The following is a 23467-nucleotide window of genomic DNA, read 5'->3' as shown; positions in this document are numbered from 1 at the left end:
GGGAGATATTTTGGACGACAACCGTACGCATAAGAATATTAACCATACAAAACATAACATTGCATTCTTTTTTCTGTCTGGCACAAGGCATGCTATCTGCTCTTCAGCACCGCGTTTCACACCCTGTCAATTTTTAGGAGAAATACATGTCTGAACGACCGCTCAAGAACAAACGTGCCGATGTTTTAGCTGCTGGGATGAGCTTGCGCCAGGCTGCTATCAGCGCTGCTTTCCTCGTGGCATTCGCAGTCTCGGGGCAAGCCCAGGCGGCGCCGACAGCGCCGGAAGCATGCACGGCCTTGCAGAAGAAATATCCTCAGTTCAAGGGCAAAACGCTCGTCAACGCGATCAACCCGCACACCCCTGGTTACGAAACCATCGATCCCAAGGATCCGAGCAAATACATCGGCTACGACATTGATCTGGGCGAGGCCATCGGCAGCTGTCTCGGCTTCAAGATGGCCTATAAACCGGTCGCGTTCGCGGCCTTGCTGACCACGCTGAGAAGCGGTCAGGCTGACATCGTGATCTCCGATATCTATGCCACCGAAGAGCGCGCCAGGGCCGCCGACTTCATCACCTATTCCAAGGTGTTCGACGGTGTGCTGGTGGCCAAGAGCAACCCCAAGAAGATCACCGGCATCGACAAGTCCTTGTGCGGTGCGACGGCGGCCGAAAACACCGGCTACGTCGAGGTGCCGCTGATCCAGAATCTCGCATCGGCTTGCAAGGCAGCCGGCAAAGCAGCGCCCGTGCTTCAACTGTACGACAACAATGCCAACTGCATCCAAGCCATCATGGCAGGTCGCGCCGACACCTACATCAACGACGTCAACACCGTCGACCAGGCGGTCAAGGCCTATCCGGACAAGCTCGAGAAGGCCGCCACCCTGGCGCTGCCTTACTCGGTCGGCATCGCGGTGCCCAAGGGCAATAAAGAGTTCCGTGACGCCATCATGGCGGCGCTGGTCGAAATCCAGAAGGCCGGCCTGCAAACCAAGATGCTGCAGAAGTGGTCCATCCCGGTCGAAAACCTGGAAGTTCCACGCCTCGTGGTGGCGAAATAAATGGACCTCTTCCTTCACTATCTGACTCTGCCATATCTGCTCAAGGGAATAGGCTTTACGTTGGCCGTAACCGGGCTGGGCCTGGCAGGCGGGTTGGTGGTGGGATTGGTTCTTGCCAGCATGCAGCTCAGCCGCTTTACGCCGCTGGCTGCAGTTGCGCGGGGCTACTCGATCATTTTTCGTGGCACGCCGCTTATCCTTCAGATGGTCTTTGCGTACAACGCGCTTCCCCTCATCGGAATCAAGCTGACGGCGATCGCTGCGGGTGGCCTCGCCCTGGCCCTGAATGAGGCGCCGTTCATCGCCGAGATGCTGCGATCCGGAGTGCTCGGCGTGGATCGGGGGCAGGTCGCGGCGGGGCAGGCCCTGGGCATGACGCCCGGGGTGTTGATGCGCCGCGTGATCGCGCCCCAGGCGATCCGGACCATGGTGCCGGCGCTCGGCAGCGAGTCGGTCAGCGCATTGAAGAACTCTTCGCTGGCCTCTGTGATCGCCGTCGAGGAACTGACCTTGCGCAGCACACAGCTCGCATCTTCCACCTTCGACTTCTTTTCCGTCTTCCTTGCCTCGGGCCTGGTTTATCTGGCACTGACCGGCGGCATCAGCTTGATCCAGCTGCTCGTCGAAGACGGGCTCGATCTGGACCGGCCGGCATCGAAGAGCCGTTTCGCTCGCCTGCTCCCGTGGCGCCGCGTGAAACAGGCCGCGACGAAGGTACGGGCCGCGCCGGAAGGTCCATCGGAACCCCCTTCGCCCGATACAGCAGGCCACGCGATGGCGGTGCCAGCCAAAGCAGCGATGTCTGCCGGGGAGCGATCCCTCTCGCTTGCCAGCCATGAGGTGGCAGTTCGCGTCACGGGATTGTCCAAGCGCTACGACGAGCAATCTGTGCTTGATGGGCTCGACCTCGTCGTCCGCGCCGGGGAAGTGGTGGCGCTGCTGGGTCCGAGCGGATCTGGCAAGAGCACGCTTCTGCGCTGCATCAGTCACTTGGAGAGCTGGGACCTGGGCCAGATCCACGTGGGAGGAAAGCGCCTCGGCTATCTCCCGAATGGTCAGCTGATGACCCAGCATGACTTGGCAAACGAGCGGGCCACAGTCGGCGTTGGCATGGTGTTCCAACAATTCAACCTGTTCAGCCATCTGACGGCGCTGGAGAACATTGCCGGGCCGTTGCGATGGGTGCATGGCATGTCGCAAGAGGATGCCGACCGGCGCGCGCGCGAACTGCTGGAGCGCGTGGGGCTGAGTCATCGCGTTGATGCGCTGCCTCGGCACATGTCCGGTGGCCAACAGCAGCGTGTGGCGATTGCCCGGGCGCTGGCGCCCAATCCCAGCGTGTTGCTGCTTGACGAGCCTACCTCTGCGTTGGACCCGGAACTGGTCAACGAAGTGCTGGATGTCATCTGGCGGCTCGCTGTCGAAGATGGTTTGACCATGATCATTTCCACCCACCAGTTGCGATTCGCCGAAGAAGTGGCGGACCGCGTCGTCTTCCTCAGCGGTGGTTCTGTCGTCGAAGAAGGCCCCGCGCACGAAGTACTGACGCAACCTCGCCATCCGTTGACAGCCAAGTTCCTCAGCGTCATGGGCGCCAACACCGAATCAACCCACCAGCCGATCTACGAGGTCAAAGCGTGAAACATCACATTCTTCCCGTCTCTCCCTCCACCGTAAATTGGGGCTATTTCAGCAAGGCGGTTGCTCCGGCCCTGACACTGAAGTCAGGCGACCGTGCCACCATCGAGACGCTGACGCATCATGCGAACGACGACCATGAACGCATGATCGAGGGGGATCCGGGCGCAGAGAGCGTATTTAAATGGACGCGAGAACACAAAGCCGTGCCGCGTCGCGGTGCCGGCCCCACGGAAGGACCGTTCAAGCTGGGTTCCGGTGAGGGAGTCGGCGTGCATTTGTTGACCGGCCCCGTGGCGATTGAAGGCGCCGAGCCTGGCGACGTGCTGGAGGTTCGCATCCTGGATGTGCGGCCCCGTCCGAGTTGCAGCGCCTGCCATGCCGGACGTTGCTTTGGATCCAACGTGGCTGCCTCCTGGGGCTTTCATTACCACGACCTGATCGAGGAGCCGAAGCCGCGCGAAGTCGTCACCATCTTCGAACTCGACACCACCGGAGAACCCTTCGCCCGCGCCGTCTACAATTACGTCTGGACGCCGCAGACCGATCCAGACGGCATCGTTCATTCGACGATCGACTATCCCGGCGTCAAGGTAGACCATTCACTGATCCGCAAGCGCGAGAACATCCTGCACAACGTCAAGGTGCCCGCGCGCCTGCATTTCGGCACCATGGGACTGGCGCCATCGGAGTCGGACTACGTCAGCTCAATCCCGCCGAGCTACACCGGCGGCAACATCGACGACTGGCGCATCGGCAAGGGGGCGCGCATGTACTACCCCGTTGCAGTCGCAGGCGCCTTCTTCTCTGTGGGCGATCCGCATGCAGCACAAGGCGACAGTGAGTTGGGCGGCACGGCGATCGAGACCTCGCTCACGGGGGACTTCGAGTTCATCCTGCACAAGAAAAACGATCTGGGCGGAACGATTCTGGAGGGCTTGACCCACCCCCTTCTGGAAACCGACTCGCAATGGTCCGTCTACGGCTTCACGTTCCCCAACTACCTGGCCGAACTGGGCGCCAATGCCCAAACCGAGGTGGCGAACCACTCCAGCCTGGACAAGGCCATGCGCGACGCCTTCCGCAAGCTGCGACGTTTTTTGATGACCGTGCATCATCTGAGTGAAGACGAAGCGATCTCGCTGCTGTCGGTGGCGGCGGACTTCGGCGTGACCCAGGTCGTCGATGCCAACTGGGGTGTACACGGCTCAATCCGCAAGAACGTTTTCGTCGGCCGTTAGCTGGCATGCGATGGCAACTGGGCCGTCTACGCGGTCATTCGCAAGAATGGCTTTTCCGACGGCGCTAATGAATTCTATGGGTGATTGAGATAGGGGCACTGAGCTGTGACAACGATTTTTCACATGATTTCCGGGGCGCCGGATCCGGTCGCGCCATTCAGCCACGCCGTCGAAAGGGAGGGCTGGTTATTCGTGACGGGGCAGATGCCCTTTAGCGATACCTCGCTGGAAGCCCCCTATCCGGAGGGCATAGAAGCGCAGACGCACCAAGTCATGAAGAACCTGGAGACGGTCCTGACCGGATGCGGATACACCTTGCATGATGTGCTGTCGGTGAGGATTTTCCTTACGCACTTCGAAAATGACTACGAAGTGATGAACGCTGTCTATGCAAGCTATTTCCCGGATGGGCGGCGACCGGCGCGCACCTGTGTTGGCGTGACCGGACTAGCGAAAGGTGCCCGCGTGGAGATCGACCTCATCGCGCGCCGCGCTTAGGCGCCGGCTCTCGAATCTCGAATTCCGGCAGCCTTGATGGGGTACGTCGCGTACCGCTGAAAGCGATGGCGCTGCCACCTCCCGCATCTGGCCGCGTGCTGTCCGTCAGACGTACCTGAATCCTGCGCATGGGACGATGGCGACTCATTTCAGGTCATCCAGCAACCCGATCATGAAACGAGAAAACCACCGCTTGCACGAGGCGCGCTATTTCTCGCGCAGGCCGCTCCAGCCTTTTTCTTTCATGCACAGCAGCAGGCCGCGCGTGACCGTCTGGGTTTGAGCGTCGGGCCGGTGCGCTTCGCCCAGGCGGGCCACGCAGGCGTCTGTATCCGCCTGCAGGCTGGCTGCGCCGCTGCCGGTTTTCCACCACGAGTTGACCTTGAAAGTGTCCAGAAGGTCGGGGGCTTTCTTGACCGCTGCTGCGGCCGGTGACGCAGCCGGCACGGCAGCCGGGAGGCTGGCTGCATTTTCGATTCTCTGGTTGCTGGGCAGGGCGGTGGCTTCGATCACCGGGTCGGCTTCATCCAGCGGCTCCATCTTGTCCAGATTCTGGATGGCCCATCCCTTGTCGGCCATGCATTTCTCGATCGCTGTCGCATCGCCCGCGTTCGCCTGGCAGGATTTTTTTGCAGCTTCCAGATCGCCCGCACTGGCGCCGCGCTTGTAGGCCAGTTCGCCGCAGCCGCCCGACAGCAGTGCGGCCAGCAGCAGGCCGCAGCCGCTGCGAATAAAACGGTTTCGGGTGACATGCGGCGTCGTGTTCATGGGCTCTTCCAGGGTCGTGTTTCGATGCTGAAAATCTAACATCCAATCTAAAAGTCAGTCCCTTAACCGCATACGTAAGATGACTTATTTCCCTCCCCGCGAGCCCTCGATAACCTGAGACCGTGTTCAAAAAGCTGAATGCATTTTCGGGCAGTCAAGGTGCGGCCGGCACTGCAGTCGGGTGACGGTATTTTTAATCAACGGGGAGTTGAAATGACATTTGAGTTCAAACGAAGCCAGCTACTGACGGCCATTGCGGCGGCGGTCATGCTGCCAGCCATGAGCGCCCACGCGGGCGGCACGATCACCTTTGGTGAGGATAAATCCATCAGCGTCGGGTTCGGCATGCGCGGCAGTTTCAGCAGCGTCGAAAACGCAGCGCCCAACGGCACGTCCAGCTCGCAGGACTTCAACCTGGACAGCGCCCGCATCTATCTGTCGGGCTCGCTGAACAAGAACATCAAGGGCATGCTCAATACCGAAAAGGATATCGCGGGCCAGGGTTTCCAGGTCATCGATGCGAACGTCCAGTTTGCGATCGCGCCTGAGCTGACGATCTGGGCGGGCCGTTTCCTGTCGCCCAGCGACCGCGCCAACATGGCCGGCCCTTACTATTCGCTGGGGGGCGGCTACTGGTCGGGCGTCGCTTCGCGCTACGGCTACAACGGTGGCCACATCGGACGTGACGACGGCGTCGCCGTAGTCGGCAGCCTGATGGATGGCAAGCTGGCCTACTCGTTTGGCATGTTCGAAGGAAATACCGCATTCCAGATTGCTCCGGTCACGCTCGGTACGCGTACCGGCTCGGATGGCCTGATGTATGCCGGGCGGGTTCAGGTCGATTTCTGGGACGCTGAGCCGGGCTACTACGGCACCGGGAACTACTTGGGCAGCAAGGACATTCTGGCGATCGGCATTGCCGGCCGGAGCCAGAAAAACGGGGCCTATTCGGCTACCGCAACGGGCGATTACGCGTCCTACAGCATCGATTTCCTGCTGGAGAAGAAGGACCTCGGCCCCGGCGCGCTGTCGATCGAAGCGGCGGGTTACGACTACGACACCAGCGACGTCTTCCTCAGCGAACAGGGCACGGCCTACTCGGCTGGCGTCGGTTACATCTTCACGCAGAAAGTGGGTTGGGGTCAGTTCCAGCCGTATGTCCGTTACCAGAAATTTTCTCCGGACAACGACATCGACACCAAGAAGTACGACCTCGGTGTGAACTACGTCATCGATGGCTACAACGCACAGCTCAGCGGCTTTTACTCGAACACGGACGTGACCGGCGCCAGCGATGTGGATGCATTCACCGTCGCGCTGCAAGTCCAGTTCTGACGACGCGGGATGGGTGCGGCCCCGCGCTGCACCCATCGTGTCGAGGCTTTAAAACCAGATTGCAGTTTCCCTTTTTCATCAGGAATTCACCTCGCAAGCCGTCGTGAATTCATGAAATTGACCGTGCCTCAGGCCTGCTGACATTGTCGGGCTTGGCTGGCCTGTCAGCCCTCGCCGCCGATCCCATCAAGGTCGGCATCCTGCATTCCCTGTCCGGCATCATGCCATTCAAACCATCAGCGCCAGCCACGCCGGCTGCGTGGTCGGCCGCACGCGGCTGATCAGGTTGACGCCGTGGGTGCTCAGCGGAATCTCGAAATACAGTTCGCGCGCCAGCGCCATCATGACCGATTAGCGCGCACAACAATGAAGGTGAAACTCGCCTGTATGAGCGAAATGAAGGTCGATCCCGGAAAACCAAAATCAGCACCGGCGTCTGCAAAACCATAAACATGATCGTCTTGATCAGGCAATAAGCGTTCCATCGTTTGCGTGGCAGACAGGTCCGGCTTACGTCGAATTGCGTATTCGCCTGGACAGCACTAGCCCCTACCATGCTCAACCGAAACCCGGCATGACGCCGGCGAGTCTATTTGGAGAAAATATGAGACACGGAGATATTTCCAGCAGCCGCGATTGTGTCGGCGTCGCAGTCGTAAATTACAAAATGCCGCGCCTGCACTCGCGCGCCGAGGTGCTTGCCAACGCCCGAGCTATCGCCGACATGGTCGTCGGGATGAAGTCCGGCCTTCCAGGAATGGACCTTGTGATTTTTCCCGAATACAGTACCCACGGCATCATGTACGACCGCGACGAGATGTACGCGACCGCATCGACCGTGCCGGGCGAGGAAACCGAGATATTTGCCGAGGCCTGCCGCAAAGCCAAGGTATGGGGGGTGTTTTCGCTGACCGGCGAGCGCCACGAGAATCACCCGGACAAGGCTCCGTACAACACCCTGATATTGATGAACGACCAGGGCGAGATCGTGCAGAAATACCGCAAGATCATGCCGTGGTGCCCGATCGAGGGCTGGTATCCCGGCGACAGTACCTATGTCTCTGAAGGTCCCAAGGGACTCAAGGTCAGCCTCATCATCTGCGACGACGGAAATTATCCGGAAATCTGGCGCGACTGCGCGATGAAGGGCGCCGAACTGATCGTGCGCTGCCAGGGCTATATGTATCCGGCCAAGGAACAGCAGGTGATGGTGTCCAAAACGATGGCGTGGATGAACAACGTCTACGTCGCGGTCGCCAACGCGAGTGGCTTCGACGGCGTGTATTCGTATTTCGGCCATTCGGCCATTGTCGGCTTCGACGGCCGCACGCTCGGCGAGTGCGGCGAGGAAGAGAACGGCATCCAGTACGCCGAGTTGTCCATGTCGCTGATCCGCGATGCGCGCCGCAACGGTCAGTCGCAGAACCATCTGTTCAAGCTCCTGCACCGCGGCTACACCGGCGTCATCAACTCCGGCGATGGCGAGCGCGGCGTTGCCGAGATGCCGTATTCGTTTTACCGCACTTGGGTCAACGACCCCGAAGCCGCGCGCGCCATGGCCGAGGCGATCACTCGCCCGACCATCGGCACCGATGAATGCCCGATCGACGGCATTCCCAACCAGAGCACGCCACGCCACCGCTAAGCGGTCAACGCAGCAAAAGCGTCACCTGCAACGGGTGCGCCTCGCTGCGGGAGTGCACGCACCAAGCCGGGGTGACACAGGCCTGGTGCGTGGAGGGCGCAAGCGCGTACTCAACGCACGCCATCAGAGCATTGGGTGTAGACATTCAGTTCTGATCTGACAATTGTCCCGCTTGACGGTGCCGATTGTCAGGTCGGATCAGGTTGTCGATCTTTTCCTGCCACGCCTCCTTATCCAGCGAGCAAGGTTTGCGGAGGCGATCTTCCACCCGCTTTCATCCTGCTGCCCGCCTTGCTTCGTCCAGCGCGCGTCGATGTCTTTCTGCGCAGGCAAGGCCGTGCTCATGCCCCGCTCGACGGGGACGGCACCGGACTTGAGGGCATTGTTTTCGTGGCGGTTGCGATGCCCGTTACTGCCCTCTCGCCTATGCGTCATTTTACGTATTTCGATCGCCCACCATTGTCAGTAAGGTGTCTTCACGTTGGCGGAAAACATGATTCAAACCGCCAGTCGAGACGACTTTATCCACTGCTGACAGGAGCCCCAGATGTCCGATTTCGATGAACCCCACGATCCGTTTTTAACCCGGCGCCGAATCCTTCAAGGTATGGCCGCGCTACCGCTGGTCGGCTTGCCCAGTTTCGGTTTTGGCGCACCGCCTCCAACCGCCAAGGTCAATACGACGAATCTCGCGGTTACTGATACCGAAGTCACGGTAGGCCAGTTGCACTCGGCGACCGGCACCATGGCGATTTCGGAAACCGGTTCCATCCAGGCCGAGCAGTTGGCGATTGACCAGATCAATGCGATGGGCGGCGTGCTCGGCCGCAAGATCAAGGTCATCAAGGAAGATGGTGCGTCCGACTGGCCGACCTTCGCGGAAAAGGCGCGCAAATTGCTGGTGAGCGATCACGTTGCGGCGGTTTTCGGTTGCTGGACGTCGGCGTCGCGTAAGGCGGTGTTGCCGGTGTTTGAGAAGGAAAACGGCATGCTCTACTACCCGACTTTCTACGAAGGTCTGGAGCAGTCGAAGAACGTTATCTACACCGGACAGGAAGCGACCCAGCAGATTATCTGGGGGCTGGACTGGGCGAAGAAGGAGAAGAAGGCCAAAACTTTCTTCCTGGTCGGGTCGGACTATATCTGGCCGCGCACCTCGATGAAAATCGCGCGCAAGCACATCGAAAACTTCCAGAAGGGCAGCATCGTCGGCGAAGAGTATTACCCGCTCGGCCACACCAACTTCAACTCCCTCATCAACAAGATCAAGCTGAAGAAACCCGACTGTGTTTATTGCGCGGTCGTTGGCGGTTCCAACGTCGCGTTCTACAAGCAGCTGAAAGCCGCCGGCATCAATGCCAAGAAGCAGTTCCTGCTGACGATCTCGGTGACGGAAGATGAAGTGCTCGGCATCGGCGGCGAAAACGTCGAGGGCTTCTACTCGAGCATGAAGTACTTCCAGTCGCTGAACAACCCAAACAACATCGCCTTCGTCAAAGCCTTCAAGGCCAAGTACGGAGCGAATGCGGTGATCGGCGATGTGACGCAGGCGGCCTATCTCGGGCCGTGGTTATGGAAGGCCACGGTCGAAAAAGCGGGCAGCTTCGATGTCGACAAGATCGCCGCGGCCTCCGCGGGAATCGAGTTGAAAACCGCGCCGGAAGGCTACGTGAAGATACACCCCAACCATCACCTGTGGAGCAAGGCGCGCATCGGCTTGGCGCAACCCAACGGCCAGTTCAAGGTCGTCGCCGAGTCCCCCGCATTGATCGAACCCAACCCTTTCCCCAAGGGTTATCAGTAAGCACCCGTGCGCCGCGAATCCGCGGCGCACATTTTTAATGACTGGAGTGAACCATGTCGATGACCGATATTTTCAATATCACAATGATGCAGGGGTTTGCAGGCTTGAGCCTGTTTTCCGTGCTGCTGCTGATGGGATTGGGACTGGCGATCATCTTCGGCCAGATGGGCGTCATCAACATGGCGCACGGCGAATTCATGACCATCGGTGCCTATACCATTTACTTAGCGTCGACGCTCACCGAGCGTTACGCGCCATCGTTCATGGAAGAGTATTTTCCGTTTGCGATTCTGCTTGCCTTCGTCTTCGCCTTCATCGCCGGCTGGATCGCCGAGTGGGCGCTGATCCGACATTTATATAAACGGCCGCTCGACACCCTGCTTGCCACCTGGGGCTTGTCGCTCGCGATGCAGCAGACCTTTCGGTCGGTGTTCGGCGCGCGCGAAGTCAGTCCGACATTGCCCGAGTGGCTGCTCGGTTCATGGTCGCCCGCCGAGGGGCTCGATATTCCGATCAACGGCCTGTTCGTGATGATGGTGACGCTGCTGGTGACGGGTTTCGTCCTGCTCGCGCTGTACCGCTCAAGCTGGGGCCTGAAGGTGCGCGCCACCGTCGCCAATCGTGCGATGGCGAACGCGGTCGGCATCAACACCAAACGCACCGACCGCCTCACCTTCGCCATCGGCTGCGGCATCGCCGGCATCGCCGGCGCGGCGTTCACGACGATCGGATCGACCGGGCCGACCAGCGGCTCGCTCTATATCGTCGATGCCTTCCTCGTCGTCACCTTCGGCGGCGCGGCGAGTCTGCTGGGGACAGTCGCGTCGGCGTTCGGCATCGCGCAGACGCAGTCAATCGCCGAGTTCTTTATCTCGGGCTCGATGGCCAAAGTGCTCACCCTGCTGCTGATCGTCATCATTTTGATGATCCGTCCGCAAGGGCTGTTCGCCTCCAAGATTCGTCGCTAAACCGGAGAAACGCATGACCCCAACCACCTGGTTCAAACGACATGGACTTGCGAGCTGGCTCGTGCTCGCCTGCCTGCTGCTCGTTGTCTTTCCTTTACTGTTCGATAACTTCCGTCTCAATCTCGTCGGCAAGTACCTTTCTTACGGCTTTGTCGCCATCGGCCTGGTGATGTTGTGGGGCTACGGCGGCGTCCTGAGCCTGGGGCAGGGCGTGTTTTTCGGGCTGGGCGGTTACTGCATGGCGATGTTCCTGAAGCTCGAAGCGTCCGACCCGATCACCACCAAAATCCAATCGACACCGGGTATTCCCGATTTCATGGACTGGAACCAGCTCACTGCGCTGCCGGCCTGGTGGGTGCCGTTTGAATACCTGCCGTTCGCGCTGCTCGCGGTGGTGCTGGTACCGGCGATTCTCGCTTTTGTCATCGGTTATGCCATGTTCAAGCGCCGTGTCGGCGGGGTGTACTTCGCGATCATCACGCAGGCGGTCACGCTCATCCTGACGGTGCTCATCATCGGCCAGCAGGGTTACACCGGCGGCGTCAATGGCATCACCGACCTGAAAACACTCAATGGCTGGGACATCCGCACCGACAGCGCCAAGGTCATTCTCTATTTCGTGAACGCAGGCTTGCTGCTGGCGGCGATCCTCGTCTGCGGCTGGATACAGCGCTCCAAACTCGGCACCCTGCTGCTGGCGATGCGCGACAAGGAAGACCGGGTGCGTTTTTCCGGTTACGACGTATCGATGTTCAAGGTTTTCGTGTTCTGTTTGTCGGCGATGCTGGCCGGTATCGGGGGGGCGCTGTTTACGCTCCAGGTAGGCTTCATGTCGCCGTCGCTGGTCGGTATTGTGCCGAGTATCGAAATGGTCATCTTCGCTGCCGTCGGCGGCCGCATGAGCCTGATCGGTGCGGTGTATGGAGCCCTGCTGGTCAACGCAGGAAAGACCTATTTCTCGGAAAGTTTCCCCGAATTGTGGCTGTACCTGATGGCCGCGCTCTTCATCGGCGTCGTGTTGGCGTTTCCCAACGGTCTTGCCGGCCTCTACGAAACCTACGTCAAGCCGCGTATCGGCAAACGCAAATCGACCGTAGCTGCGGCACCTGTCGATGCGCCCGCGCAGCATCCGGCACCCACTACGCTTGACGCACTGCCGCCCGGCCTCACAGTGAAGAATGCTGAACGCGGCCAAGGAGAACTTGCATGAGCAATACCGATTTTGTCCTTGCGATCGAAGACCTTTCGGTTTCGTTCGATGGCTTCAAAGCAATCGACACACTGACCCTCTACCTTGACCGCGGCGAGCTGCGCGTCATCATCGGCCCCAATGGCGCGGGCAAGACGACGCTGCTTGATCTGATCTGCGGCAAGACCCGCGCGACGGGCGGCAGCATCAAGTTCAAGAACGAGGAAATGCTCGGGCAGGCTGAACACAAGATTGTGCGTGCGGGCATCGGCCGCAAATTCCAGACGCCGTCGATCTACGAAAACCTGCCGGTGTTCAAGAACCTGGAAGTGTCGTTTCCGCGCGGACGCGGTGTGTTCGGTGCGTTGGCATTCAAATGCACGGATGACGTCAGTAGCCGCGTGCAGGAAGTGGCGACTGAAATCGGCCTGGCCGACAAGCTCGACATGGAAGCCGGCCTGCTCTCGCACGGCGAAAAGCAGTGGCTCGAAATCGGCATGTTGCTGATGCAGGATCCCGAGTTGCTGATGCTCGACGAACCGATCGCCGGGATGAGCGCACGCGAACGCGACCTCACTGCCGAATTGTTGAAACGTATCTGCCAGAACCGCTCGGTGATCGTGATCGAACACGACATGGAGTTCGTCAAGCGCATCGCGCACAAGGTAACCGTCATGCACCAGGGAAAAATCCTCGCCGAAGGCTCCATGGAACAGGTGCAGAAGGACGAACGCGTCATCGACGTTTATCTGGGCCATTGAAAGGAAATCGTCATGCTGGAAGTTAACGATCTGGTGGTGAGCTACGGGCAAAGCGAGGCGCTGCATGGCATCTCGTTTGCCGCAAACAGGAATGAGACCGTCGCCATCATGGGCCGCAACGGCATGGGCAAGACGACGCTGTTCAAGTCGCTGATCGGCATTCTCGGCCTGAAATCCGGCAGCATTGCCATCGACGGCAATGATGTCTCCGGGGACGAGAGTTACCGGCGTGTCGCCAAGGGCATCGCCTATGTGCCGCAGGGGCGGATGATCTTTCCGACGCTGACGGTCGAGGAGAACATCGAGACCGGGATGACGCACACCAAGAACAAACTGGTGCCGGAAGAAATCTACGCGCTGTTTCCCGTGCTGTGGGACATGCGTCGCCGCAAGGGCGGCAACCTTTCCGGCGGGCAGCAGCAGCAACTCGCCATTGCCCGCGCGCTGGTGACCAATCCCAAGGTTTTGCTGCTCGACGAACCGACCGAAGGCATCCAGCCGTCGATCATCAAGGACATCGCGAAAGCCTTGAACGAGATCCGCAAGATGCGTGAAATCACCATCGTCGTCTCGGAGCAGGTGCTGTCGTTCGCGATGGACGTTGCCGACCGGCTGCTCGTCATCGAAGGCGGACGGCTGGTGCATGAAACCTCGCGTGCCGATACCGACGCCGCCCACATCAAGCAGTTCCTGTCCGTCTAAGTTCGTTCCAACCGCTCAACCCAAGGAGACCCGCCGTGCCTGAAACCCTCATCAAAGTCGACCTCAAGCAGTCGCCCTACGACAACGAACTGGTCCACAACCGCTGGCACCCCGACATCCCCATTGTCGCGTGGGTCAAGCCGGGTGACGACTTCGTCATCGAAACCTACGACTGGACCGGCGGCTACATCCAGAACAACGATTCCGCCGACGACGTGCGTGATATCGATCTCACTACTGTGCATTTCCTGTCCGGGCCGATCGGTATCGAAGGCTGCGAACCGGGCGACCTGCTGGTCGTCGACATCCTTGATATCGGCGCCAAGCCCGACAGCCTGTGGGGTTTCAACGGCTTCTTCTCGAAGAAGAACGGCGGCGGTTTCCTGACCGACCACTTCCCGCTCGCGCAAAAATCGGTCTGGGACATCAAGGGCATGTTCACCGAATCACGCCACGTGCCGGGCGTTAAATACGCCGGATTGATCCACCCTGGCCTCATCGGCTGCCTGCCCGACCGGGCGATGCTCGACACCTGGAACACCCGCGAAGTCGACTTCATCAATACCCAGCCCGACCGCGTCCCGCCGCTCGGCGCGCCGCCCACCACCAAGAGCGCGCACATGGGCAAGATGAAGGGCGAGGCGCGCGACAAGGCCGCCGCCGAGGGCGCGCGCACGGTGCCGCCGCGCGAACACGGCGGCAACTGCGACATCAAGGATTTGTCGCGCGGCTCGCGGATTTTTTTCCCGACCTATGTGAAGGGCGGCGGCCTGTCGATGGGTGACCTGCATTTCTCCCAGGGCGACGGCGAAATCACCTTCTGCGGTGCGATCGAAATGGCCGGTTGGCTGCACCTGCGGGTGAGCCTGATCAAGGGCGGCATGGCGAAATACGGGATCAAGAATCCGATCTTCAAACCGAGCCCGATTACGCCCAAGTACGACGACTTCCTGATCTTCGAAGGCATCTCGGTTGACGAGTGGGGCAAGCAGCATTACCTCGACGTCCATGTCGCCTATCGCCAGGCGTGTCTGAACGCCATCGAATATCTGACCAAGTTCGGCTACAGCAAGGCGCAAGCGTATTCGATTCTCGGCACCGCCCCGGTTCAGGGTCATATCAGCGGCGTCGTTGACATCCCCAATGCCTGCGCGACGCTGTGGTTGCCAACCGACATCTTCGAGTTCGACATCATGCCCAACGCCAGCGGTCCGGTCATCCATGACATGGGTGGCATCGACATGCCCCTTTCCCCCGATCTTTGAGATCACGGCGATGGCGATCTACGAATACCTCTGTCCCGAATGCGGCCCGTTCAGCGCCATGCGGCCCATGAGCGAGTCGGCGACGCCTGCGCCCTGTCCCGGCTGCGCCGCGCTCTCCGCTCGCGCGTGGATCACGCCGCCGGCCTTCTCCGGTATGTCGGCCGACCGCCGACTTGCCCACGCCACCAATGAACGTGCGCGGCACGAACCTCGCCTCGCTTCGCAAAGCGAGACCAAGCATGTTCATGGTCCTGGCTGCGGGTGCGGTAGCGGTAAGTCGAAAGCCACGTTTACCGCGCCAAGCGGAGAGAAAAGTTTTCCGGGCAAGCGGCCCTGGATGATTAGTCATTAGGCCTTGAGCACGTAATGAAAAATAGACTACCGTCCCTTTTTAATCGGGTGAATCTGCTGCACGCAAGCGCTGCGCGAGCCGAAGGCAACCTTGCCACGGTGCGGGCCGCGCCGCGCGTGATCGAAGTCGATTGAGGGCGTTAAAGCCCGTTCCGTGCAGGCACACTCAATCCGTATCTGCTGATGGAATGCCGCGTGATCAGCAAACACGGCGCCGACAGGGAGACGGATGGAGTGAGGGATTTGCTGTCGGTATGATGCGGCGATGAATCTTGCCGCACCCTCCCTTGACGTAGCGCCTGACCCTACCTGGCATGCCCGCCTGGCGCTGGATTTCCAGCGGCGCGACGCTGCCACGATCCTGGCGCGGCGCGAGCATGTCGGTCCGCTGCGGGTGCAGAAAGCGCTCTACCCGGAAGGCGAGGGCGTCTGCCATGCGATCGTGCTGCATCCGCCGTCCGGCATCGCCGGGGGCGACGACCTTCACATCGCCGTGAAGGTGGACGCCGGCGCACATGCCCTGCTCACCACGCCGGGCGCAGGCAAGTGGTATCGCAGCGCCGGCCCTTGGGCGAAGCAGCGGCTGGATTTTGCCGTGGGCGCGGACGCCACGCTGGAATGGCTGCCGCAGGAGGGCATCGTGTTCGACGCGGCGCGCGCGGACATGCAGAGCCGGATCGAACTCGATGCGGCAGCACGCTTCATCGGCATGGAAGTGCTGTGCCTGGGCCGCCGCGCTTCCGGCGAGACTTTTGCACAGGGCGCGCTGCAGCTCGATACCCGGGTGCAGCGCGGCGGGCAACCGCTGTGGCTGGAACGCGGGCGGCTCGATGGCGGTTGCGGTCTGCAGACGTCCGCAGCCGGGCTGGCGGGCTTCAGCGTCAGCGGCACGCTGCTGGTCGCCGCGCCGCGCATCGAACCCGGATTGCTGGCCGCCTGCCGGGCGGTGCCGCTGCTGGAAGGCGGCGCGCAGTGCGGCATCACGCTGCTGCCCGATCTGCTGGTGGCGCGCTATCTGGGGCATGCGTCGGAAGCCGCGCGGCACTGGTTTTTTGCCTTGTGGCAGCTGCTGCGTCCCGCGCTGATCGGGCGCGACGCGCAGATGCCGCGCATCTGGAACACTTGAGACAAACACGATGGAACTGACCCCGCGCGAAAAAGACAAGCTGCTGATTTTTACCGCCGCGCTGCTGGCTGAACGCCGCCGTGCGCGCGGCCTCAAGCTCAATTACCCGGAAGCGGTGGCCTTCATCACCGCCGGCATTCTCGAAGGCGCGCGCGACGGCCGCAGCGTGGCCGAGTTGATGAGCTACGGCACCACGCTGCTGTCGCGCGCGGACGTGATGGAGGGCGTGGCGGAAATGATTCCGGAGATCCAGGTCGAAGCCACCTTCCCCGACGGCACCAAGCTCGTCACCGTTCATCACCCCATCATTTAGGAGCGGCGCATGATCCCAGGTGAAATGCAGACTCAGCCAGGCGAGATCGAACTCAATGTCGGTCGCGCTACACATGTGCTGGAAGTGGCCAATACGGGCGATCGTCCAATCCAGGTCGGCTCCCACTACCACTTTCATGAAACCAACACCGCGCTGGCATTCGATCGTGAACGGGCGCGCGGCATGCGCCTGAACATCGCGGCAGGCACCGCAGTGCGCTTTGAGCCGGGCCAGACGCGCACGGTGGAACTCGTGGCCTATGCGGGCGAGCGCAAGGTGTACGGCTTTCAGGGCAGGATCATGGGTTCTCTTTAACAACAGGAAAGATCGATATGAAACACACATTTTCCGCACTGCTCATGATGTTGTTTACCTCGTTTGCCTACGCTCATCCGGGTGAACACCACGGCGGCATGCTAGACGCCATCGCGCATCTGCTGAGCGAGCCGGATCATCTGGCCATGGCGCTCATTGCCGTGGTGGTTGGTGTTGCGGGGGCACGGTTTTTCCGCCGCCGCACTGCGGCCAGAATTCTGGCCAAGCGCCGCTAACCCGGCCAACAGGAGACCGTCATGCCCGTTAGCATCAGCCGGCAAGCCTATGCGGAAATGTTCGGCCCCACCGTGGGCGACCGGGTGCGCCTGGCCGACACCGAACTGTGGATCGAGGTGGAACACGACCATACGATCTACGGCGAGGAAGTGAAATTCGGCGGCGGCAAAGTGATCCGCGACGGCATGGGACAGGGCCAGCGCGTGGCGGCCGACGTGGCCGACACCGTCATCACCAACGCGCTCATCGTCGATGCCGTGGCGGGCATCATCAAGGCCGACATCGGGCTCAAGGGCGGCACCATCTCCGCCATCGGCAAGGCCGGCAATCCCGACGTGCAGCCGGGCGTCGACATCGCCATCGGCGCGGGCACCGAGATCATCGCCGGCGAGGGCATGATCGTCACCGCGGGCGGCATCGACAGTCACATCCATTTCATCTGCCCGCAGCAGATCGAGGAAGCGCTGATGAGCGGGGTGACCACCATGCTCGGCGGCGGCACCGGCCCGGCCACCGGCACCTTCGCCACCACCTGCACGCCGGGGCCGTGGCATATCCACCGCATGCTGCAGGCGGCCGATGCGTTCCCGATGAACCTCGGCTTTCTCGGCAAGGGCAATGCCAGCCAGCCGGAACCGCTGCGCGAACAGGTGCGCGCCGGCGCGATGGGCTTGAAGTTGCACGAGGACTGGGGCACCACCCCGGCGGCGATCGACACCTGCCTCGCGGTGGCCGACGAGATGGACGTGCAGGTGGCGATCCACAGCGACACGCTCAACGAATCGGGCTTCGTCGAAACCACGCTGGCCGCGTTCAAGGGACGCACCATCCACACCTTCCACACCGAAGGCGCGGGCGGCGGCCATGCGCCCGACATCATCCGCGCGGCGTCGATGCCCAACGTGTTGCCGAGTTCCACCAATCCGACCATGCCGTTCACCGTCAACACCATCGACGAGCATCTCGACATGCTGATGGTGTGCCACCACCTCGATGCCGCGATTGCCGAGGACATCGCCTTCGCCGAGAGCCGCATCCGCCGCGAGACCATCGCCGCCGAGGACATCCTGCACGACCTCGGCGCGTTCTCCATGATGTCGTCCGACTCGCAGGCGATGGGCCGGGTGGGCGAGGTAATCATCCGCACCTGGCAGGCGGCGCACAAGATGAAACTGCAGCGCGGCTTTTTGCCTCCCGCCCCAGGGAACGGAGGAGAGGGCGAAGTTCAGTCCAACCCGCGCAACGACAATTTCCGCGTCAAGCGCTACATCGCCAAATACACCATCAACCCCGCCATCACCCACGGCATCGGCCATGTGGTGGGCTCGATCGAGCCCGGCAAACTGGCCGATCTGGTGCTATGGAAGCCGGCCTTCTTCGGCGTCAAGCCGAGCCTGATTCTCAAAGGCGGCATGATCGCAGCGGCGGCGATGGGCGACCCCAATGCCTCCATTCCCACGCCGCAGCCGGTGCATTACCGGCCCATGTTCGGCAGCTTTGGCGGCGGGCTCAAAACCTCCGTCACCTTCGTCTCGCAGGCGGCGCTGGACAACCCCGAAGTTGCCGCGCTCAATCTCGCCAAGCCGCTGATCGCAGTGAAAAACACGCGCACCCTGAGCAAGCGGGACATGCTGCACAACAGTGCCACGCCGGTGATTGAGGTCGACCCCGAAACCTACGCAGTGCGCGCCGACGGCGAGCTGCTGGTATGCGAACCGGCCACCGAACTGCCGATGGCGCAACGCTACTTCTTATTTTGAACATGATCCTGATCGAACACCGCGCCCCCGAAAACGCCGCCGCCACCGAGCAACTGCAACTGCCGTTCGAACTGCGCTGCAAGTCGCGGCTGCGCACCCGGCTGGCCAGCGGCGAAGAAGCCGGCCTGTTTCTCGAACGCGGTGCCGTGCTGCGCGCCGGCGACCGCCTGCTGGCCAACGATGGCCGCGTGGTTGAAGTGGTGGCCGCACCCGAACAGGTAATGGACGTGCGCAGCGACGACGCGCATCTGTTGGCGCGCGCCGCCTATCACCTGGGCAACCGCCACGTGGCGGTGGAGCTGCAGCCCGGCTTGGTGCGCTTTTCGCGCGACCATGTGCTGGGCGAAATGGTGCGCGGGCTGGGGCTGGACGTGGTCGAGACCGAAGCGCCGTTCGAGCCCGAGAGCGGCGCCTATGGCGGCCACGGCGGCCATGCCCACCCGCACGGGCACAGCGCCGACGGCGAAGGACGCGGCCCGCGCATCCACGACATGATGCTGCTCGGCCGCAAATGAGCCCCGCCCTGATCCGCCTGCTGCATCTGGTGAGCCCGACCCTGCCGGTGGGCGCGTATACCTATTCGCAAGGACTGGAATGGGCCGTGGAAACCGGCACGATCAAAAACGAAGCCGGCGCGCTCAACTGGATCAGCGATTGCCTGCAATTCGGCCTGGCGCGGTTCGAGGCCGTCTACCTCGCGCACATGCTGGCGGCTTGGGAACACAAGGACATGAAACGGCTGGCCGAACTCGACGCCGAATTCGTCGCCAGCCGCGAAAGCGCGGAGCTGCGCGCAGAAACCCTGCAAATGGGCTACTCGCTGGCGCGCCTGCTCACCGACCTGGGCTGTTTTACCGCGCCCACCCAGGCCGGCTTCAGCCAGCCGAGCTTTCCGCTGGCCTGGAGTTGCGCCGCTGCCGCGTGGTCGGTGCCCGCTCACGACGCCATCGGCGGCTACCTGTGGGCCTGGGCCGAAAACCAGGTCATGGCCGCCGTCAAAGCCGTTCCGCTCGGGCAAACCGCCGGCCAGCGCATGCTGATGGCGCTGGGCGAACGCATCCCGCAATTCGCCACCGCCGCTGCGTGCTGCCCGCTCGACGCCACCGCCAACTTCCTGCCGGCTTTTTCCATCGCCAGCAGTCGCCACGAAACCCAATACACGAGACTGTTCCGCTCATGACTCATCGTTCCCAGCCCCTGCGCGTCGGCATCGGTGGCCCCGTCGGCTCCGGCAAAACCGCGCTGACGCTCGCCCTGTGCCAATCCCTGCGCACGCGCTACAACCTCGCCGTCGTCACCAACGACATCTACACCGAAGAAGACGCGCAGTTCCTGGTGCGCAACGAAGCGCTGGCCGCCGACCGCATCATCGGCGTCGAAACCGGCGGCTGCCCGCACACCGCCATCCGCGAAGACGCCAGCATCAACCTCGAAGCCGTCGACCGCCTCAACACGCGCTTCCCCGGCCTCGACGTCATCTTCGTCGAAAGCGGCGGCGACAACCTCGCCGCCACCTTCAGCCCCGAACTGTCCGACCTCACGATCTACGTCATCGACGTCGCTGCCGGCGAAAAAATCCCGCGCAAGGGCGGCCCCGGCATCACCAAGTCCGACCTGCTCGTAATCAACAAAATCGATCTCGCCCCCATGGTCGGCGCCTCGCTGGAAGTGATGGATCAGGACACCAAACGCATGCGCGGCGAACGCCCGTTCGTGTTTTCCAACCTCAAGACCGGGCAGGGGCTGGCGGACATCATTGCCTTCATCGAGCGGGAGGGGATGTTGCAGGCGGCTTGATGGGTGGGGTGTTGGTGGCTGAAATTAGCCAGAAGCGGAAGTTCAGGTTGCGAAGTCCGACCGGCTCTTGTTCGGCCGAAGCGGCCTGTCAGGCTGATCGCTCCATATGACCGGTATCGCCACTTAACGGTCAAAGCGCCATTCAGCGTCCCCTGGAATGAAGCGTTATGCCTCATGGCCTATAAAAGATGGCATCCAACATCGCGGCTCTACCATCCCACACCGTGCCAGCCAGCGCGTTTCTGGGGCGAGGTTCATTCCACCATGCTGAATCTGTAATGCGCTCGATGATCTCTTCCCAATAGCGCTCGTAGTCCATGCCGGTCTGCTTTATCTCAAAGTCTTGGCAAAGTTCCTTTTTGTTCTTTGAATCAAAGCAGACGAAGTAGTCCGGCCGCTTTAACGCCAGTAAGCGACTGGCAATTCCAACGCCATGCCTCCCATTTGGGAATGCTTGAACAAATTCTGCAAGATAGGCTTCGTAGTGCTCCCGGGACACTGGGCCATTTAGCGGAATTTCATCTAACGCCGCCGAAATATGAGGATTGTTATCGTTCACCGCCTGATGATAGTAGCCAGCGCCACTCATACTTCCGAACCAACCCCAGTGTTCATTAAAGTCGGTGGGTAGCCCGGCAATGGTTTTTCGTAACCCAAGCTCCATTTCTTGGAAGTGGTTGGTAGTCTCAAATGCCGTACGTACTAGCTTTAGCAGGTCACAACGCTTTTCAAATCCGTGATGCGCGTCCTTTTGAACGTGAGAAAAAAACTGCGGCCACGACATGGCCATCACTGCCGAGTCAGCCGGGGCTTTGCTTTTGGAGGTTTGACCATACTGGCCTGACAGTCGCCGTAAAGCGGGCTGCTGTTTCGCCCAAAGCGCGCGGTAGCTGAGTGCTGCAGCTTTGCTAACTGAACGAGCTTCATCCCAGTAGCTATCTATTAGCGTTACGACATCTTCCTTTAGCGACGAGGCGGCTTGATCACTATCGGAAATCAAGACCATCGCCTCAGCGTTATTGGTCAAAGCGCCAGCGGTCAAATTTGCGCTGCCCATTAATACTTCCCAGTGTTTCTGATTCCAGAAAATGTAAATCTTTGGGTGAAACACGCCTCTCGGTTGAAGTATGAAGCGGACGTCATTCGACTCCGCGAATGCATCTAAAACGTCTGGATGTGTCTGATAGAAATGCGTGCCGATGACTGCTTTGTGTATGCGATTCCGATTTGCGCTTAACTCTCCGAATATCTCAGTTCCCGCAGATGCCCATGCGACTGCAAACGAAATATTTTCGTACTTCTTCGTAAGCCGAGAAAGGTTGGTTCTTAGGTCGGCATTCGTAATGATGAGCTTCATGTCAAGCGTGCTCCTGAGGCATAACGTTTGAATTCACTGACCTGCGCGGCTTTTCGCGCAGGTCCGGTGGAATGATGGGTTCGGCGTCTATGACTACTAGACGAGGTCATGGCCATCCTCGAAAATTGAATTTGCATCAACGTAATTCAACTCCTCATAGTCTTGCAGTTTGAGGCCGCAGAAATAGCAGGTGATGCTATCCACAAAAACACCAGTGACGTACGACGTCTTCTCCGCAGGATCGTAATCGTAGTCTGGCTCAATCCTGGCGACAGCCTCTTGAGCGCATGCTGGGCATGTAAATGGAACGTAACTGAAATCGTGGCCGGAACTGGCAAGTAAAGACTCGGTGATGTCGGTCGCTTGCTTTATGAACTCTAGTTGCGACGCCCTACTAAGCCAAAGAGCCCTATGCTGCTCAATTCGAGTTGCCATCTCTCTCGAAAAATCTTCTTCGCTTTGTATTTTGCGACTTAGGCCACGGAGACGGTCATGATTCGTGCCAAAGAACTCCTGAACCGAAAGCGAGCGCTCAGAGCAAATGTCATTTACCAACTTGTAACCATCCTTGGCTAATAGGCGATTGGCCTTGACGATGTCTAGCTCGGACAGTGGGCGATGGGCGAGTATGTCTCGATAGTTTGCAAGTGAAAATAATAGCTGGCTGTTTTCCTTAACCCCGGTAGAGAAAATCAACGCACGCTGCATGGCAACCCTAAAGGACACAACGTCTGTATCTGGCTTGCTCGAAGTAACGCCATGCTGATCGCCATTTACGAACTTGTGCTTGTAGAGACATGGGGCAGCATTCTTGAAATCCCCGTTCGTTAAAGCGAATACGGGGTTTATATCGGCTAAGACGAACTTCAATAGGCGCTCAATGCCGATCGAAAAGAATGTCGTTGCGTGAATTACCTCCAACTCATTCATTTGCTCACCGATGTCTCCGCAAGACATCAGAATCAGCTTCTTTGCATCGGTCAGAAATTCACTTGCTGTCATCATTTGACCCTCTGCTTCTAAGACGCCGAACAGTTAATAGGGAGACCCATGGGTCCGGACGACTTTATAATAAAGAGACAGGCATTTTCTCGGTCTACCGTATTGATTTTTCTATGGATGTTGGCCCGGTTATCTCTTTATTACGTTATGCATAGGAGACTGGGTCTGCCGGATTATGCGCCTGATTTTTTACCTCAACCATCAAGAGCGAATCTCATAGTGGAATGGTGTCCTCCATGTCGCTTGGGGCCAATTTCACTGGCTGCTCTTGGCCTGCGAATTCAACCGGTGGATGCAACGGATTGGTGAAATCGTTCGGCGGGCGTTT

Annotated in this window: 24 protein-coding genes; 21 read left to right on the top strand and 3 right to left on the bottom strand. The window is 60.2% G+C overall.

What is annotated here, in order from left to right; translation table 11 throughout:
• Positions 1–146: 146 nt before the first annotated feature.
• The 4 genes from IV098_RS14340 (at position 147) to IV098_RS14325 (ending at position 4444) form a co-directional block, all read left to right on the top strand.
• Positions 147–1067 carry an ABC transporter substrate-binding protein gene (locus tag IV098_RS14340; RefSeq protein WP_296890256.1) on the top strand — a complete coding sequence of 307 codons (921 nt, stop codon included), beginning with the start codon at positions 147–149 and terminating at the stop codon, positions 1065–1067.
• Positions 1068–2708 (top strand): amino acid ABC transporter permease/ATP-binding protein, encoded by a 1641-nt coding sequence (locus IV098_RS14335; RefSeq protein ID WP_296890254.1) that lies wholly within the window; start codon positions 1068–1070, stop codon positions 2706–2708.
• Complete coding sequence (locus IV098_RS14330; RefSeq protein ID WP_296890252.1) at positions 2705–3946, top strand: acetamidase/formamidase family protein; 1242 nt, start codon at positions 2705–2707, stop codon at positions 3944–3946. Before IV098_RS14335 ends, IV098_RS14330 begins: the two co-directional genes overlap by 4 nt.
• A 123-nt stretch (positions 3947–4069) precedes the next feature.
• Entirely contained in the window at positions 4070–4444 is a 375-nt protein-coding gene (locus tag IV098_RS14325; RefSeq protein ID WP_296890250.1) for a RidA family protein, read from the top strand.
• A 207-nt stretch (positions 4445–4651) separates the two neighbouring features.
• Here the strand turns inward: IV098_RS14325 and IV098_RS14320 are convergent, their stop codons facing one another.
• Positions 4652–5212, bottom strand: coding sequence for a hypothetical protein (locus tag IV098_RS14320; protein WP_296890248.1), 561 nt, complete (start codon positions 5210–5212; stop codon positions 4652–4654).
• A 213-nt stretch (positions 5213–5425) separates the two neighbouring features.
• Between IV098_RS14320 and IV098_RS14315 the strand changes: the two genes are divergently transcribed.
• From IV098_RS14315 to ureG, 17 genes are all read left to right on the top strand, one after another.
• Entirely contained in the window at positions 5426–6547 is a 1122-nt protein-coding gene (locus IV098_RS14315; RefSeq protein WP_296890246.1) for a porin, read from the top strand.
• 604 nt (positions 6548–7151) lie between these two features.
• Entirely contained in the window at positions 7152–8192 is a 1041-nt protein-coding gene (locus IV098_RS14310) for an aliphatic amidase (RefSeq protein WP_296890244.1), read from the top strand.
• Positions 8193–8799: 607 nt separating this feature from the next.
• Positions 8800–9996 (top strand): urea ABC transporter substrate-binding protein, encoded by a 1197-nt coding sequence (gene urtA / locus IV098_RS14305; RefSeq protein WP_296890242.1) that lies wholly within the window; start codon positions 8800–8802, stop codon positions 9994–9996.
• 53 nt (positions 9997–10049) lie between these two features.
• Positions 10050–10964 carry an urea ABC transporter permease subunit UrtB gene (urtB, locus tag IV098_RS14300; RefSeq protein ID WP_296890240.1) on the top strand — a complete coding sequence of 305 codons (915 nt, stop codon included), beginning with the start codon at positions 10050–10052 and terminating at the stop codon, positions 10962–10964.
• A gap of 13 nt (positions 10965–10977) precedes the next feature.
• The gene (urtC, locus tag IV098_RS14295) at positions 10978–12174 is read left to right on the top strand and encodes an urea ABC transporter permease subunit UrtC (RefSeq protein WP_296890238.1); all 1197 of its coding nucleotides are present in this window, start codon (positions 10978–10980) and stop codon (positions 12172–12174) included.
• Positions 12171–12914, top strand: a complete 744-nt coding sequence (gene urtD, locus IV098_RS14290; protein WP_296890236.1) for an urea ABC transporter ATP-binding protein UrtD — start codon at positions 12171–12173, stop codon at positions 12912–12914. Before urtC ends, urtD begins: the two co-directional genes overlap by 4 nt.
• 12 nt (positions 12915–12926) lie before the next feature.
• Positions 12927–13616: an urea ABC transporter ATP-binding subunit UrtE gene (urtE, locus tag IV098_RS14285; protein WP_296890234.1), complete on the top strand. Its 690-nt coding sequence runs from the start codon at positions 12927–12929 to the stop codon at positions 13614–13616.
• A gap of 35 nt (positions 13617–13651) precedes the next feature.
• Positions 13652–14881, top strand: a complete 1230-nt coding sequence (fmdA, locus tag IV098_RS14280) for a formamidase (protein WP_296890232.1) — start codon at positions 13652–13654, stop codon at positions 14879–14881.
• Positions 14838–15233 carry a zinc ribbon domain-containing protein gene (locus IV098_RS14275; protein ID WP_367114188.1) on the top strand — a complete coding sequence of 132 codons (396 nt, stop codon included), beginning with the start codon at positions 14838–14840 and terminating at the stop codon, positions 15231–15233. Before fmdA ends, IV098_RS14275 begins: the two co-directional genes overlap by 44 nt.
• A 264-nt stretch (positions 15234–15497) precedes the next feature.
• Positions 15498–16358, top strand: coding sequence for an urease accessory protein UreD (locus tag IV098_RS14270; protein ID WP_296890228.1), 861 nt, complete (start codon positions 15498–15500; stop codon positions 16356–16358).
• 10 nt (positions 16359–16368) lie between these two features.
• Positions 16369–16671: an urease subunit gamma gene (locus IV098_RS14265; RefSeq protein WP_296890226.1), complete on the top strand. Its 303-nt coding sequence runs from the start codon at positions 16369–16371 to the stop codon at positions 16669–16671.
• A 9-nt stretch (positions 16672–16680) separates the two neighbouring features.
• Complete coding sequence (locus tag IV098_RS14260) at positions 16681–16986, top strand: urease subunit beta (RefSeq protein WP_296890224.1); 306 nt, start codon at positions 16681–16683, stop codon at positions 16984–16986.
• A 17-nt stretch (positions 16987–17003) separates the two neighbouring features.
• Complete coding sequence (locus tag IV098_RS14255) at positions 17004–17222, top strand: HupE/UreJ family protein (RefSeq protein WP_296890223.1); 219 nt, start codon at positions 17004–17006, stop codon at positions 17220–17222.
• A 21-nt stretch (positions 17223–17243) separates the two neighbouring features.
• Positions 17244–18983 carry an urease subunit alpha gene (gene ureC, locus IV098_RS14250; RefSeq protein ID WP_296890221.1) on the top strand — a complete coding sequence of 580 codons (1740 nt, stop codon included), beginning with the start codon at positions 17244–17246 and terminating at the stop codon, positions 18981–18983.
• Between the two features lie 2 nt (positions 18984–18985).
• Entirely contained in the window at positions 18986–19498 is a 513-nt protein-coding gene (gene ureE, locus IV098_RS14245; RefSeq protein WP_296890219.1) for an urease accessory protein UreE, read from the top strand.
• Complete coding sequence (locus IV098_RS14240; RefSeq protein ID WP_296890217.1) at positions 19495–20163, top strand: urease accessory protein UreF; 669 nt, start codon at positions 19495–19497, stop codon at positions 20161–20163. Before ureE ends, IV098_RS14240 begins: the two co-directional genes overlap by 4 nt.
• Positions 20160–20780 carry an urease accessory protein UreG gene (ureG, locus tag IV098_RS14235; RefSeq protein ID WP_296890215.1) on the top strand — a complete coding sequence of 207 codons (621 nt, stop codon included), beginning with the start codon at positions 20160–20162 and terminating at the stop codon, positions 20778–20780. Before IV098_RS14240 ends, ureG begins: the two co-directional genes overlap by 4 nt.
• Before the next feature lie 172 nt (positions 20781–20952).
• On the opposite strand, the gene IV098_RS14230 is transcribed toward ureG, so the two are convergent.
• Positions 20953–22137: a phospholipase D-like domain-containing protein gene (locus IV098_RS14230; protein WP_296890213.1), complete on the bottom strand. Its 1185-nt coding sequence runs from the start codon at positions 22135–22137 to the stop codon at positions 20953–20955.
• A gap of 96 nt (positions 22138–22233) precedes the next feature.
• Positions 22234–23142 carry a hypothetical protein gene (locus tag IV098_RS14225; RefSeq protein WP_296890211.1) on the bottom strand — a complete coding sequence of 303 codons (909 nt, stop codon included), beginning with the start codon at positions 23140–23142 and terminating at the stop codon, positions 22234–22236.
• Positions 23143–23467: the final 325 nt, after the last annotated feature.

The sequence above is a fragment of the Thiobacillus sp. genome (assembly GCF_018780105.1).
Taxonomy (GTDB): domain Bacteria; phylum Pseudomonadota; class Gammaproteobacteria; order Burkholderiales; family Thiobacillaceae; genus Thiobacillus.
The sequence above is the reverse complement of the archived record's forward strand: the minus strand, read 5'-3'. Positions and strand labels throughout refer to the sequence as shown.